10 protein-coding genes are annotated in these 14502 nt (G+C 44.2%); 5 read left to right on the plus strand and 5 right to left on the minus strand.

Annotated elements, in window-relative coordinates; genetic code table 11:
- The first annotated feature begins 54 nt into the window (after window positions 1-54).
- Window positions 55-816 (plus strand): nucleoside triphosphate pyrophosphohydrolase, encoded by a 762-nt coding sequence (mazG, locus tag BW716_RS20680; protein ID WP_083725510.1) that lies wholly within the window; start codon window positions 55-57, stop codon window positions 814-816.
- Window positions 810-4580, plus strand: coding sequence for a HAMP domain-containing sensor histidine kinase (locus tag BW716_RS20685; protein WP_083725512.1), 3771 nt, complete (start codon window positions 810-812; stop codon window positions 4578-4580). The genes mazG and BW716_RS20685 overlap by 7 nt, the downstream gene beginning before the upstream one ends.
- A gap of 104 nt (window positions 4581-4684) precedes the next feature.
- Here the strand turns inward: BW716_RS20685 and plsX are convergent, their stop codons facing one another.
- The 3 genes from plsX to BW716_RS20700 all read right to left on the minus strand — a co-directional run bounded on the left by plsX (window position 4685) and on the right by BW716_RS20700 (window position 6463).
- Window positions 4685-5626 carry a phosphate acyltransferase PlsX gene (plsX, locus tag BW716_RS20690; protein ID WP_083725514.1) on the minus strand — a complete coding sequence of 314 codons (942 nt, stop codon included), beginning with the start codon at window positions 5624-5626 and terminating at the stop codon, window positions 4685-4687.
- Between the two features lie 42 nt (window positions 5627-5668).
- On the minus strand, window positions 5669-5863 hold the full coding sequence (gene rpmF, locus BW716_RS20695; RefSeq protein ID WP_072356725.1) for a 50S ribosomal protein L32: 195 nt from the start codon (window positions 5861-5863) through the stop codon (window positions 5669-5671).
- A gap of 66 nt (window positions 5864-5929) precedes the next feature.
- The gene (locus BW716_RS20700) at window positions 5930-6463 is read right to left on the minus strand and encodes a DUF177 domain-containing protein (RefSeq protein ID WP_083725516.1); all 534 of its coding nucleotides are present in this window, start codon (window positions 6461-6463) and stop codon (window positions 5930-5932) included.
- 192 nt (window positions 6464-6655) lie between these two features.
- Here BW716_RS20700 and BW716_RS20705 point away from each other — a divergent pair, with 192 nt between their 5' ends.
- Entirely contained in the window at window positions 6656-8665 is a 2010-nt protein-coding gene (locus BW716_RS20705) for an ATP-binding protein (protein ID WP_083725518.1), read from the plus strand.
- On the opposite strand, the gene BW716_RS20710 is transcribed toward BW716_RS20705, so the two are convergent.
- Window positions 8666-9544 (minus strand): fructosamine kinase family protein, encoded by an 879-nt coding sequence (locus BW716_RS20710; protein ID WP_083725520.1) that lies wholly within the window; start codon window positions 9542-9544, stop codon window positions 8666-8668.
- Window positions 9545-9561: 17 nt separating this feature from the next.
- Here BW716_RS20710 and BW716_RS20715 point away from each other — a divergent pair, with 17 nt between their 5' ends.
- The gene (locus tag BW716_RS20715) at window positions 9562-10647 is read left to right on the plus strand and encodes a DUF3810 domain-containing protein (protein ID WP_083725522.1); all 1086 of its coding nucleotides are present in this window, start codon (window positions 9562-9564) and stop codon (window positions 10645-10647) included.
- A 16-nt stretch (window positions 10648-10663) separates the two neighbouring features.
- Window positions 10664-13279 (plus strand): glucosidase, encoded by a 2616-nt coding sequence (locus tag BW716_RS20720; RefSeq protein WP_083725524.1) that lies wholly within the window; start codon window positions 10664-10666, stop codon window positions 13277-13279.
- A 90-nt stretch (window positions 13280-13369) separates the two neighbouring features.
- Here the strand turns inward: BW716_RS20720 and BW716_RS20725 are convergent, their stop codons facing one another.
- Entirely contained in the window at window positions 13370-14317 is a 948-nt protein-coding gene (locus tag BW716_RS20725; RefSeq protein WP_083725526.1) for an arginase, read from the minus strand.
- Window positions 14318-14502: the final 185 nt, after the last annotated feature.

The raw sequence follows: 14502 nt of genomic DNA on the forward strand, positions 1-14502 counted from the left end.
CCTCAAATTTCGGCCCGAAATTAGCAGCGGACACATATTCCTTATATTTGACAAATGGAAAATAACGCAGCCTTCGAACGGCTACTCAGTATTATGGATGATCTCAGGGAAAAATGCCCCTGGGATAGAAAACAAACCATCCACACCCTGCGTCAGCAATCTATTGAAGAATTATATGAACTGGCAGACGCTATCACCACTTCCGACTGGAAATCCATTAAGGAAGAACTGGGCGACCTGCTGCTGCATATCGTTTTTTATGCCAAAATAGGCGCCGAACAAGGGCAGTTTACCATGACAGATGTGATCAACGGCATCTGTGAAAAGCTCATTTTCCGCCATCCGCACATCTATGGCGATGTCAAAGCCGAAGATGAGGATGCCGTTAAACAAAACTGGGAAAAACTGAAACTGAAAGAAGGCAAGACCTCTGTACTCAGTGGTGTACCTGTATCCCTGCCTGCATTGGTAAAGGCCATGCGCCTGCAATCCAAGGCAAAAACTGTCGGTTTTGAGTGGGATACCACGGAACAGGTATGGGATAAAGTGAAAGAGGAAGTACAGGAACTGGAAGAAGTAGTGGCTACCGGCAATCCCGACGAAATTGAAGGGGAATTCGGGGATGTACTCTTTTCTCTGGTCAACTATTCACGTTTTCTGAAGATTGATGCAGAAAATGCACTGGAACGTACTAATAAAAAATTCATCAGCCGCTTCCAGTATATTGAAAAGAAAGCGGCCGAAAAAGGCAAATCTTTGGATGAAATGACGCTGGGTGAAATGGATGAACTCTGGAACGAAGCGAAAAAATGTTAGACATTAAAGAAATACGGCTTTTCTTTATCCGACACGGATATCTACTGATCGTAGCAGCCTGGCTGTTTACCTTTTCCTTCCTGTTTAGTAACTACTGGTCTTACTATTCCTCCCCCATGGGAGTGAAGCGCAGCCTGGAAAAAAGCATCTCCCAGCGGGAAGCGTCCTTTGAAAAAATAATCAAAGATCAGTTGCTGCTCAACCATCTTTTTTCACGCAATTACAATGAGAAGGAAATAAAAAGTCTGGATACAAAGGACTTTTATGTTTTTGCCTACGATAGCAGTGTGGCCGGCCGATGGCTGGTATTCTGGAGCACCAATATGGTGACGCCGGAAGAATGGCAGGTGCCGCTGGTGGATGGAAACCGCTTCGTAAAATTAAAAAACGGATATTATGAAGTGCTGTGCCGCCGGGTATTTAGTCCGGAGGCCGGTCATGAACGCTTTATGGTCGGTGTAATTCCGGTCATGATGGAGTATAGTATTACGAACAATTACCTGGTCGATCACTTTTATGATAAACCTGCGCTGGGGCGGGAATACAATATTAATCTCAAAGCTCCGGGTATACCCGTACTCAATGGCAAAGGGCTGATCCTTTTTTACCTGCACTACGACAGAACGCTGGATACCAAGCCACCTAACCTGCTGAGTGTCATACTCAGAGTAATGGGTTGTATCTGTGTATTGATCTTCATCAACCTCTTTGCCGCTACTCTGGCAAGACAGAAGAGCGCCCTGAATGGATTTCTGTTCCTGGCGGCAGTCATTGTCGTATTCAGGTTACTGAGCTATGTGTACCCGTTTCCTTTCAACCTGCGAACACTCAATATCTTCACGCCTTTGATCTATGCAAAGGATGAGATCTTCCGATCGCTGGGTGACCTGTTGCTGAATGTATCGCTGACGTTTTGGTTGTTACTGTTTTTCAGGCAGCATGTAAAATCGATCAAAGCGCCGCCGGTGAAGAATGTATGGCAGCTAAGAGGTGTGATCATTCTGAGTAGTTACATCATGTATGTGGTCGGACAGTTTTTGTCTGAGCTCATTCAGAGTCTGGTGATCGACTCCCGCATTTCTTTTGATGTGGCGAATCCATTCAGTCTGAATGAATACAGCATCATCGGTGCGATCATATTAGGGTTCATCGCGTTTAGCTTCCTCTTCTTTTCGCAGATTGTGAATTCACTGCTCAATGAGTTGACCAGTTTCAGGCATCGTACCAAGTATGTATTCCTGGCGATAGTCGGTGTAGTGTGGCTGGTGTTCAGGATCCATAATCCGGAGATACATTATTCCATTGCTTTGGTGATATGGCTGATCATCTATGTGATCCTGCTGGATGCACTGGCGTTTAAATTTGAGAATAGTCTGGCGACAGTGCCGTTTTTGTTCTGGTTGTTTTTGCTGACGATCACGACCTCTGCGGTGCTGGTGTATTATAACGACCAGAAGGAGCTGAGTCTGCGTGAGAGGATGGCGATAGAATTGTCAAAACAAAAGGACCCTTATCTTGAAATGCTGCTCACAGATGTAACAAAGCAGATGGAGCGGGATGAACTGTTACAATACTTTTTTCAGCAGGCGAATGGGGGGAATATGCCCAGGAGTACGCTGGAGAATGAGTTGAAGCAAAAATATTTTAAAGGATACCTGGGTCGATTTAAGGTAGACATCTATGCTTTTGATGAGAACGGGATGCCGATCTATGGTGGTGACACCAGTTCTTTCTATTCACTGAGCAGGAAGATGCTGGTGGAATCAGAACTGATCGGGAATGATCTCTATTATAATGAAAGAGGATTCAATGATTATAGTTATATAGGTCAGAAAGATTTTTATCGCAATGGGGATAAGGCAGGCTACCTGGTATATGAGCTGACGCCTGCGGTGGTCAATTCACAACGATTGTATCCTGAATTGCTGGTGGATGGAGAGATCTATGACCCTGAAAAAGAGTCTAATGCTACTTATTCTTATGCGATTTATGACAAGGGGCAACTGGTAAATAATAACAATGATTACTCGTTTCCGGTCAAGTTGTACGATTCAGATATGCCTACAGATGAAGTGACGGTGAAGACAGTGAATGGGTATTCGCTGATGTACTACAAAGCTTCGAAAGACAAGGTCGTGATTGTGGCGAAAGAGATCAGGAGCTTTATAGAATTTATCACGCTCTTTGCGTACATGTTCTGCCTGTTCCTGTTGATCATTGCCATTTACAGGGTGCTGGATCTGTTGGTGAAAGCAAGAATGCGGATTGGTAACCTGAAATCACTGGTCAATATTAATATCAGAAGAAAGGTAACCGGGACTATCATTTTCATTGTGGTATTTGCATTTGTGATCTTAGGTCTGACCACGGTATTGTTCTTCATTGATCGTTCTGAAAGGGAGAATAAAGAGCGTCTGAGCCATACGATCAATGAGGTGACGCATGAAGTGGAGAAGGTATTTGCGAATCAACGCATGTTTGATGACCTGGAGGATCTGTATGACCCGATATTCCAGGCCAGTTTGTCAGAATCCATTGGAGAGATTGCGGATGAGCGGGCGTTGGATATAAACATTTATGACAGGGATGGAAATTTGCAGGTAACAACGCAGCCACTGATTACAGAGAAAGGGTTGTTGTCCAGAAAAATAAATCCGGATGCGTATATGCAACTGGGTCGTCAGCAAAAGATCCAGTGGATCCAGAAGGAGAAGATCGGTTCCATGGGGTACTTATCTGGCTATGCACCGTTGCGTAATAATGGAGAGATCTTCGCTTATCTGAATGTACCGTATTTTGCAACGCAAACGGAATTGAACCAGCAGATCTCCAACTTCTTAGTGGCGCTCATCAATTTCAATGCGTTTATTTTCTTAATAGCAGGGTTATTAGCATTATTAATTACCAACTCTATTACAAAGTCATTCTCCTTAGTGACAGAGCGCTTGCGACATGTGAGCTTAGGGCAGCAGAATGATGAGATAGAATGGGAGAAGGATGATGAGATCGGGGCCGTGGTAAAAGAATACAATAAAATGGTGAGAAAGCTCGAGGTGAGTGCGGCAAGACTGGCAAAGAGTGAGCGTGAAGGGGCGTGGAGAGAGATGGCGAGACAGGTGGCGCATGAGATCAAGAACCCGCTCACACCTATGAAGCTGAGTATTCAGTATCTGCAAAGGGCGATAGATAATGATGCACCGAATGTAAAACAGCTGTCTACGAATGTAGCGCGTACGTTGGTAGAGCAGATAGAACACCTGGCGAATATCGCATCAGATTTCTCTGCATTTGCAAGGATAGGGGAGGCGAATAGTGAGGTGTTGATGCTGAATGAGGTATTACATTCTTTAAAAGAGCTGTACCAAAGCCACGAACATAGTACAATTCAGTTCAATCATCCGGGGCATGCGTTTTATGTATTTGCAGATAAGACACAGATGAACCGGTTGTTTACAAATCTCCTGCAGAATGCGATACAGGCTATACCGGAAGAAAGAGAGGGGATGATCACCATCAATATGGAGGAGGTAGATCCGGGTTGGGTTGTGGTGAGTGTATCGGATAATGGGGATGGTATTCCGCCTGAGGTTCAGTCTAAGATATTTGTACCGAACTTTACGACGAAGAATTCAGGGACTGGTTTAGGGTTAGCGATGTGTAAGAATATTGTGGAGCAGGCGAGGGGAGAGATCTGGTTTGAGACACAGTTAACGGTTGGGACTACATTTTATGTAAAGTTGCCGCTGGCGGCAAATCCTGTATAAAGAAACAAGGTCGGGCATTATGTCCGACCTTGTTTTTAAACAACGCAAAAAAATACCAGCCTTGCGACTGGTATCAATAATTTTTAGTTCTAATAGGATGTAAATTATTTCACAAAACTCTCCCGGATCTTCTCCAGCAGTTTCGTTTCGATCATTTGTTGTGCCAGCACGATCATATTCTTAAAGGCAGTATCTTTCGATATACCATGGCCTATGATCACCGGCTTTGATACGCCTAATACAGGAGTACCGCCATAGCTCTGGAAGTTAAACCGGTCCATGTACTCATCATTAATATTCCGCTGTACTGCTATATCGTGCAGTGACTCAGCCATCTTGAGTACAACATTACCCGTAAAACCTTCACATACAATGACATCAGCCTTGCCAGTCAGTACATCACGACCTTCCACATTGCCAATGAAATTTAAACCAGGGTGTTCTTTCAGCAAAGGATAAGTGGCTTGTGCCAGCAGATTACCTTTACCTTCCTCTTCTCCGATATTCAGCAGACCTACAGTAGGATTACTTACATTCAGGATATGTTTGGAATAGAGAGACCCAAGTATTGCAAATTGGAGCAGGTTTTCTGCTTTACAATCGGCATTGATACCAACGTCGAGTAACAGCCCGATAGAGCCGTCCAATCTTGGCACTGGTGTAGATATCGTTGGCCGCTGAACCCCTTCAATCGCTTTGATGGAATAGAATGTTCCAACCATCATAGCGCCTGTATTTCCAGCACTGATGAATGCATCAATCTTCCCGCTCTGTAACAGGTGAAACCCAATACTGATAGAAGAATGTTGCTTTTCCTTCAGCGCCTTGGTAGGATGTTCATTCATCCCAATAACCTGGGATGAATGAACAACTGAATATTTTGATTGGTCCAACTGCGCTTCAGATAATAAGGGAGCCAGGGCTACCTCATCACCAATCAGCACCAGATGTGCATCTGCTGCAACAGTATCTAAAAATAATTTTACTCCTTTTACTGCTTCGACGGGGGCATAATCACCGCCCATCATATCTAGCCCGATTCTCATGAACGTTTAAATTTGTCTTTGCTCGGGGTAAAAATAGTAAAATTATTTAGCGCTGCTTTGTTTTTCCAATACAACTTTTCCTCTGTAGTACAGTTTGTTCTCTACCCAGTGAGCACGATGTCTCAGGTGCACTTCACCAGTTGCGCTATCTGTGCTTAAAGTATCCGCAAAGGCCTTGTAATGCGTCCTTCTCTTAGCTGATCTTTGCTGAGAATGTCTGCGTTTCGGATTTGGCATCGTATTTAGTTTTTAATTGTCCTAGTTTAATGTTTCAATAAGTATCTTTTCCCTTAAAATCCCGGCTTAATTGCTCCGGAATTTGTCCAGGTCTTTCCAAATTGGATTGTCCTGAGCGTCAGATTGTTTGTTCATCTGATCCAGCATTTCCAATACTTTCGGATCACATGTGCTTTTGCCATCCACATCCGGGTGTATCTTCTGCATAGGAATGCTCAGGTTGATGAATTCGTAAATCCATTCACCGACATTCAGGTGCGATTCCGTTCTCGAAATATAAGATACTTCCGGATCCTCATCACCTTCAATCTCCTCAGGATTCTCCACCATCTTCACCACCTGGGTAAAATCGTCCCAGAGCTGAAGATTAAATGGTTGTCCACAACGGTCACAAATTACGCTAACTGATCCGCCAATTTCAAACTTTAACAGGAAAAAATCACTTTTCTTGTCTAAGGTCAGCTTTACTGTTGCGTTACAGTCGCTGAAATCCTGCGGTCCGTAGTTTTCAAAAAAACTATCCGTAACTTGGTATTCAAATGTATGCTCTCCGGGTTTGAGCCCCACAAAGGCAATTTCAAATTGACGGAGTTGTTTCATAATAAAATCCTCACTTTTAGAGGGATGCAAAGGTAACCAAATATTTGCAAATGCAAAAATTTCCTACATTCGCTTTTTCACATCCGCCCGAATAACAGGTTTTAACAGCTAGATTAGTGAAAACCAATTAATTAATTATTATATTCGTGCTGTATAAAATCAGTATCACTGTACACTTTCCATTCATAACCAATGGCCCGGATCAAAGGTACGAGAAAACATCCCATTACCCGAAGCATTTCGCCGCCGGACATATTTTCACTGCCAATCAGCGTTTATTTCCAGCACACCAATGCCGGTATCCTTCTCCTCGATGCGGAGCAGCACATCGTATGGGTAAACGCTGTATTTCAACAATATACAGGAGAAGATATTGATCTTGTACCCGATCTGCCCTTTGCTACCATCGCCCGATACCTGGCCAGGGGCGCCCGGAATCCTGAAGCATTTCTCGCCACAGTTGAAGACCTGTTAACACAGAAAAATCCCTACTTTGGGCAGGAACTCCTTTTTTCCGACGGCCGCATTTTCGAACTGAACTATACGCCGCTCTGGCACAACGGGGTCTTTAACGGCAGCATGTGGCAGGTAACCGACATTTCCGGCAGGCAACTACAGCAGGCTACCCTTGAGCAGGCCCGGCAGCAGGCTGAAGAGGCCCGGGGTGCACAAAAAGAATTTCTGGCCAGCATGAGCCACGAAATTCGTACTCCCCTCAATGTCATTATCGGTATGACCCACCTGCTGGAAGAAACGAACCTCGACGGCCATCAGCAAGACTACATTAATATATTAAAACATAGTTCCAATATCCTCCTGGGACTGATTTCCGATATTCTTGATATCTCCAAGATCGAAGCAGGGGAGTTTCAGGTCAATCAGCGGGAGTTTAACCTCACCGCCCTGGTTCAATCTCTCCGGCACACTTTTGAGCTCAAATTGGGTCAGCGTCCTGTAAAAATTTCTGCGACCATCGATCCCCGTATCCAGAATCGCCTGGTCGGAGACGATACGCTTTTGAACCAAATCCTAATGAACTTGTTAGGTAATGCAGAAAAATTTACGCCGGAAGGAGAGATTGCCATCCGCGTGACCCCTGAAAGCTGGCAGGATGATAAAGTGTGGGTACGCTTTCGTATATGTGATACGGGTATCGGCATCAGTAAAGACAAACTGGAACTGATCTTTAAAAATTATAAACAGGCAGAACAGGAAATCAGGGAAAAATATGGCGGTACCGGTCTGGGACTCGCCATTTCCAAACAACTGATTGAACTACAAGGAGGTACCATATGTGTGGAAGACACACCGGGCTACAATACCTGTTTTTCGTTCAACCTGCCCTTTATCGATACCCGGAAGTCGGCCGTCACCACGCCCGGAGCGGGAGCACGCCGTAAGCAGGCCAGTTTTTCAGGATCAAGTGTACTTGTGATTGAGGACAATGCGATGAACCTTCATTACATTAACAGCCTGCTGGAAAAATATAACGTGGAGCACCAGCTGGCCACCAATGGGCCGGATGCACTCTATTTTTTGAATTCAAGACAGTATGACCTGGTCCTGATCGATATCCGGATTCCCGGACTCAACGGACTGGAGCTGGCTGGCCGGATCCGAGAAGATGAAGATAAACCGAACGTAGCTACTCCACTGGTAGCCACTACTGCCCTCGCTATGGAAAGTACGTTTACACAGGCAAGGCAGGCCGGTATTACCGATATACTAACGAAACCATATACCCCCGATCAATTGTTACAGGTGTTGAATAAATACCTGAATGAAGACGAAACTGAACTTATAATGGAAGAAACAAACAACACGTCTGGTTTTGAGTTCCATAAGGACCTGGATGTAAAGTACCTCAATACCCTGTATGAGAACAATATTTCGTACGCGGCGGATCTCTTTGAAATATTTTTGAAAACGATCAGGGAAGAACTGGTGAAGATTCAGGCTTTAGTAAATGCACGGGATTGGGAACTCCTGAAATTTCAGGTGCACAAACTGAAACCCAATTTCTCTATGGTGGGACTTACATGGATTAGTGCCCGTATGCAGAATCTGGAAAACACGTTGAATGCAAATACAGCGCTGCCTCCTGAAGAGGTAGATGCGTTGTTTGCCAATATTTCGGAAGAAGTGGAAAAATTCTATCCAATTATTGAGGCAGAGTACGATAGAATGAAGATCTATCAGTAATCAGAATTCGTCAAGAATTTCCTTTACATTATTATAATAGCTACCTCCGAATAAGAGCAGGTGCACCATGAGCGGATATAACTGGCAGACACCAATTCTGGACTGCCATCCTTCAGCCAGCGGATACATGGTTTGATAGCTGAAGTAAAAGCGGGTATCAAAACCACCAAACAGTCTGGTCATAGCCAGATCCATTTCCCTGTTTCCATAATATACCGCCGGGTCATACACACATGCCTTGCCATCTTTGCCCACCATGAAGTTACCAGACCAGAGGTCGCCATGCAGTAATGCCGGCTTTTCGTCGGGAAACATACCTGGCAGCTGCTTCCACAGGTGTTCCATCTGTACCACCATTGCCTTGTCCATCACCTGCTGGTCATAGGCAGCCCTGGTCAGGGGTTGCAACCTGTTAAATGCATAGAACACCGGCCAGCTGCTATAAGGCGTATTGTATTGCTTGAGGGTACCGATGTAATTGGTCTCCTGAAATCCGTAGTATGTCTGTGTCTGGCGATGTACTCTTGACAGGCTTGCACCAAAGTTTTCCCAGAAGTCAGGCGTCACGCTGCCTTTTTCCATAAACTCAGTGACAAGGAAACCTTTGTCTCCCACGGTACCTGTGGCCAGTGGCCTGGGTACAGAGATGGCATTGGTATTACGGAGTATATTGAGTCCGTTCAGTTCCCGCAGGAACATGTCAGGATAGATATGCGCATCGTTCATTTTCAGAAACAACGTTCCGTCAGATGTGGAGAGCTTATATGTTTCGTTAATATCTCCACCAGATATTTTTTCTGCGCAATTAATGTGTATTTTCACTCCTGACTGGCAGGATAGCGCTGTCGTAAGTTCGCCCAATAAGATCTCATCTGTCATTTTACGCGCTGATTAGTATGGATACAATTACAAAGATAAGGCACACAGGAGTACGTATTTTGGTAACAATATTGTGCATCATCATTTTGAAGGGGCTGCTCGCATTCAGCCATCATTTTGAAGGGTGGTATTTTCATAGGTTCTACTTTTGGATAAGTAACTTATTAAGGGTGGCATTGGGATCCATACTCTTTAGTGTTGGCGACGTAATTTATGCCGCCTGGGTTATAACAGGTAGCATTTATTTGTTAAAATTATGTTATAAACTGATCAAAACCCAATGGAAGGAAAGTTTTTTATACTTTCTGAAGGGAATAAGTGCTGTTTTGACATTATATCTGGCTTTTCTGGTATTGTGGGGTTTTAACTATGACCGCTACTCCCTGGAGAAAGATATGCAACTACAAGTGAATGAGTACGGTACGGAGCAATTGTACAAACTGGCAGATACCCTGTTGCAACAGGTAAATGCCAACAGGATAGAAATGGGGGATACACTCAACGCCACACGCCCGGGCGCGGACAGCGCACAGCTCTTTCAGCGGGCTGTAGTCGCCTATGATCAGGCGGCAAAACAATGGCCGGTGCTGAAATATACGCATCCCTGTCTCAAGACTTCCCTGTATGGTACCTGGATGAATTATATGAATGTAGGGGGCTACCTCAATCCCTTTACCGGCGAAGCACAGGTAAACGTTACTACGCCGGGTTTTCTGCATCCATTTACGATCTGTCATGAAGTGGCACATCAATTGGGATATGGGGCGGAAGAAGAGGCTAATTTTATCGGTTACCTCGTAGCAGGTCATGCAAAAGATGTTCGGTTCAGATATGCGGCTAATTTCGAGATGTTTATGTACAGTATCAGGCAGTTGCGCTGGCAGGATACGACCATGGCGAAGAATTTGTGGCAGAAAGCCGTACCCGGTGTGCATGAAGATTACCATCAGTTAAAGAATTTCTATCGCAGATACAGCAGCCCGGTAGATGATTATACTTCTATGATTTATGATCAGTATCTGAAGGCTAATAAACAGGAAAAAGGAATACGTAGTTATAGTGAAGTGGTGGGATGGCTGGTGGCCTACTTCCACATTCACTGATTAAAAGCAGCATACGATGAATCAGGAACAACAACGCCTTCAGATAAAAGGCTGGAAGAAATGGGGATCTTATGTGAGTGACAGACAATGGGGAACTGTACGCGAAGATTATAGCGGTAGCGGCAGTTCATGGGATTATACGACGCATGATATGGCGAGGAGTAAAACGTGGAGATGGGGCGAGGAAGGAATTGGGGGTATTTGCGATGAAAAACAGCTTTTGTGTTTTTCACTGGCTTTCTGGAATAAGAAAGACCCTATTCTGAAAGAACGCTACTTCGGACTGAACAATGCAGAGGGGAATCATGGGGAGGATGTAAAGGAGCTCTATTACTACCTGGATGCAACGCCCACACACTCCTATATGAAAATGCTGTATAAATATGTACAGCAGGAATATCCTTACCAACAACTGATACAGGAGAATGCCCGGAGGAGCAAGGTGGAAGAGGAGTATGAGCTGATTGATACCGGGCTTTTTAATGAAGATAAATACTTTGACATCTTCATAGAATATGCAAAGGAGGATATGGATGATGTGCTTGTCAAAATCACGATTCATAACAGAAGTAATGAGGAAGCGCCTTTGACAGTATTACCTACTGTGTGGTTCCGCAATACATGGGTGTGGGGCCGCAGACCTTATAAACCTGCTTTGTGGCAGGAGGATGCTACTACTATCCGGTTCGATCATGAGAAATTGCAGATGCAGTACCTGTATCAGGAAGGAGGGCAGGAAATGTTGTTTTGTGAAAATGAATCCAACAATAAAAGATTGTATAATATAGATTCCATCACACCTTATGCAAAGGATGGGATCAATGATTATATCCTGCATGGTGCATCTTCTGTAAATCCTGATAAAAAAGGTACGAAGGCTGCGGTGCATTATGATATTTCTGTGCCTGCACATGGTTCTCATACTATTAAATTAAGATTAACTGATAAGGCCAAGGAACAACCTTTTGCAGGTTTTGATGATCTCTTTGCGGCGAAGATTGCAGATGCAAATGCATACTATGAAGAATTGCAGGCAGAGATTAAGGATGAAGATGAAAGGCTGATACAGCGTCAGGCATTAGCAGGTATGCTGTGGAATAAACAGTTCTACTATTATAAAGTACAGCGCTGGCTGGAAGGCGATCCATCACAACCGGCACCGCCTGCGGAACGCTGGAATGGCCGCAATAAAGAATGGAAGCATCTTGTTAATGAAGATATCATTTCCGTACCTGATAAATGGGAGTTCCCCTGGTATGCGGCGTGGGATCTGGCTTTCCATTGTGTGACACTGGCGATGGTGGATCCGGATTTTGCAAAGCAACAATTATTGTTGTTGACTGAGGAGTGGTACATGCATCCTTCAGGAGAGTTTCCTGCATATGAGTGGGCATTTGGAGATGTGAATCCACCTGTACATGCAGGCGCGGTATACCGTGTATTCAAGCAGGATGCGGCGATAAAGGGGGAGAAGGATTATCATTTTCTCGAAGCGTTGTTTCATAAATTACTGATCAATTTCACGTGGTGGGTGAACAGGAAAGATAGTAGTGGAAGTAATATTTTTGAAGGAGGTTTCCTGGGATTGGATAATATAGGTGCGTTTGACAGAAGTCTGCCATTGCCGAATGGTATTCGGGAAGAGCAGGCAGATGCGACCAGTTGGATGGCAACGTATGCCTTGAATATGTTGCACATTTCATTAGAATTGTGTAATCATAATAAGGTGTACAATGGGATGGCGACGAAGTTTTTTGAGCATTTTATGTACATAGCTGGTGCGATGGCGAGTATGGGTACGGGGAATAGTGGATTGTGGGATGAGGAAGATGAGTTCTTTTATGATCAGTTACGGGCGCCGGATAATCGTATTGTGAAGTTGAAGTTCAGAAGTATGGTGGGATTGATTCCACTTTGTGCGGTAGAAGTAATTTCAAAAGAGGCGTTGGCAAATAATCCTGTTTTTGCGGAACGCATGTCCTGGTTTTTGCGGCATAGGCCAGATCTGGCACAGCTGGTGTCAAGGTGGTATGAAGAGGGGAAGGAGAATAAACATTTGCTGAGTTTATTGCGTGGGCATCGGATGAAGCGGTTGTTGTACAGGATGCTGGATGAAACAGAGTTTTTGAGTGAGTATGGGATAAGGTCTTTGTCTAAAAAATATGAGGCGGATCCTTATCGGCTGTATGAAGATGGAACAGAATTAATCGTAAAATATGTACCGGGAGAAAGTGATACGATCACTTATGGAGGTAATTCTAACTGGCGGGGGCCTGTGTGGATACAGATGAATTTCCTGTTGATAGAGAGTTTGCGTAAGTTTCACTATTTCTATACAGATGATTTCAGGATAGAATATCCGACAGCTTCCGGTTGTTATTATTCATTGAAGGAAGTGGGTACCTTGCTGGCGGATCGGTTATTAAAGATATTCAGGAAGGATGAACATGGGCGCAGGCCGGTGTTTGGGAATAATGAGAAATTGCAGAGCGATCCGCACTTTGCTGATTTGATACAATTTCATGAATATTTTCATGGAGATAGTGGGAAAGGGCTGGGTGCTGCGCACCAGACGGGTTGGACCGGGTTGGTGGCGAATCTGATCAGAATGAAGCATACGAATCCGCGATAAATACGCAAGGGATTATTTTTGCCAGAGGCAAAAAATAATCCCTTGCACGCCCAAAAAAGGCGTTTACCGCAGGTAAACGCCTTTTTTGGGCTAATTCATCAACAACACATTTACACTTCGCTGCAATATATTAAAGGCAATCTCCGCCATTAAATTCTCTTTATCCAACGTTGGATTCACTTCCGTTATCTCAAAACAACATATCTTCCTATGCTGCATAAACTTCGCTATCAAATCCTCTACTTCTCTCTCTCTTAGTCCATTCGTTACCGGTGTACCAGTTCCTTTTGAAATAGAACTATCCAAGCTATCCACATCAAACGACACATATATATACTCGCAATCACTCAAATACCTGAACACCGCTCTCGCCACCTGCTCCGCACCCTTTCTCCTCACTTCATTGGTAGTTATCACCTTCATCCCATACTGCTTTATCAACGCCTCTTCCTCCTTCTCATAGTCACGTAATGAAATAAACACAATATCCTCCGGCAATACTTTCGGCGCAATCCCACCAATATTTTTAAGCGCCTCCCATTGTTTTATTGTATTATCATCCAGATCATGCACCTTACATTCCAGATTATCTTCCGCAATTGAAATTGCCACCGGCATCCCATGCATATTCCCTGAAGGCGTCGTATACGGCGTATGTAAATCCGCATGCGCGTCAATCCAGATCGCTCCTATCTTCGCCTTCGGCCTCGCCATCTTCAACCCTGCAATGGTAGCTCCCGCCGTACTATGATCTCCTGATAAAACAACCGGAAACCAATTCGCCTTCACTGTTTCACACACACTCTTACTGATCCTTTCATACAACGTCAGGGTACCTTTAATCCTTTTCGCATAAGGGGATTCTATCGGTTCAAACAGCAGCTTATTTTCTGTCTCAATTGTTTCAGTAGGGAAATGCACAAAAAAGTTGCTCATAAAGTCCAGTGCAGCTATCTTGATCGCTTCCACACCCAGGCTGGCGCCACGTGTTCCCGCGCCAATTTCTGATTTCACCTCAATGATCTTAATATTTTTCATAAAAGGATGTTATTCCTGTTTAGCAAGCTAATGGTTTTTAAATGAACGGGCGGCCGGTTACACTGTGGAGGTATATACATACCTGCGTGAAAACATACAATAATTCCAATAAGGGACAGCTATCTTCAAATAATCTTTAATATTTTCATGATAAAAATGGATAAAGACTAAATGTGGAATTCAGA

Origin of the sequence: [Flexibacter] sp. ATCC 35208 (genome assembly GCF_001975825.1) — a bacterium.
Lineage (GTDB): Bacteria > Bacteroidota > Bacteroidia > Chitinophagales > Chitinophagaceae > Chitinophaga.

Coding starts and splice junctions, on each gene's coding strand:
- BW716_RS20710 (WP_083725520.1), bottom strand. CDS start 9,544: ATGACAGATGAGATCTTATTGGGCGAACTTACGACAGCGCTATCCTGC.
- BW716_RS20715 (WP_083725522.1), top strand. CDS start 9,562: ATGGATACAATTACAAAGATAAGGCACACAGGAGTACGTATTTTGGTA.
- BW716_RS20685 (WP_083725512.1), top strand. CDS start 810: ATGTTAGACATTAAAGAAATACGGCTTTTCTTTATCCGACACGGATAT.
- BW716_RS20720 (WP_083725524.1), top strand. CDS start 10,664: ATGAATCAGGAACAACAACGCCTTCAGATAAAAGGCTGGAAGAAATGG.
- BW716_RS20705 (WP_083725518.1), top strand. CDS start 6,656: ATGGCCCGGATCAAAGGTACGAGAAAACATCCCATTACCCGAAGCATT.
- BW716_RS20700 (WP_083725516.1), bottom strand. CDS start 6,463: ATGAAACAACTCCGTCAATTTGAAATTGCCTTTGTGGGGCTCAAACCC.
- BW716_RS20725 (WP_083725526.1), bottom strand. CDS start 14,317: ATGAAAAATATTAAGATCATTGAGGTGAAATCAGAAATTGGCGCGGGA.
- plsX (WP_083725514.1), bottom strand. CDS start 5,626: ATGAGAATCGGGCTAGATATGATGGGCGGTGATTATGCCCCCGTCGAA.
- mazG (WP_083725510.1), top strand. CDS start 55: ATGGAAAATAACGCAGCCTTCGAACGGCTACTCAGTATTATGGATGAT.
- rpmF (WP_072356725.1), bottom strand. CDS start 5,863: ATGCCAAATCCGAAACGCAGACATTCTCAGCAAAGATCAGCTAAGAGA.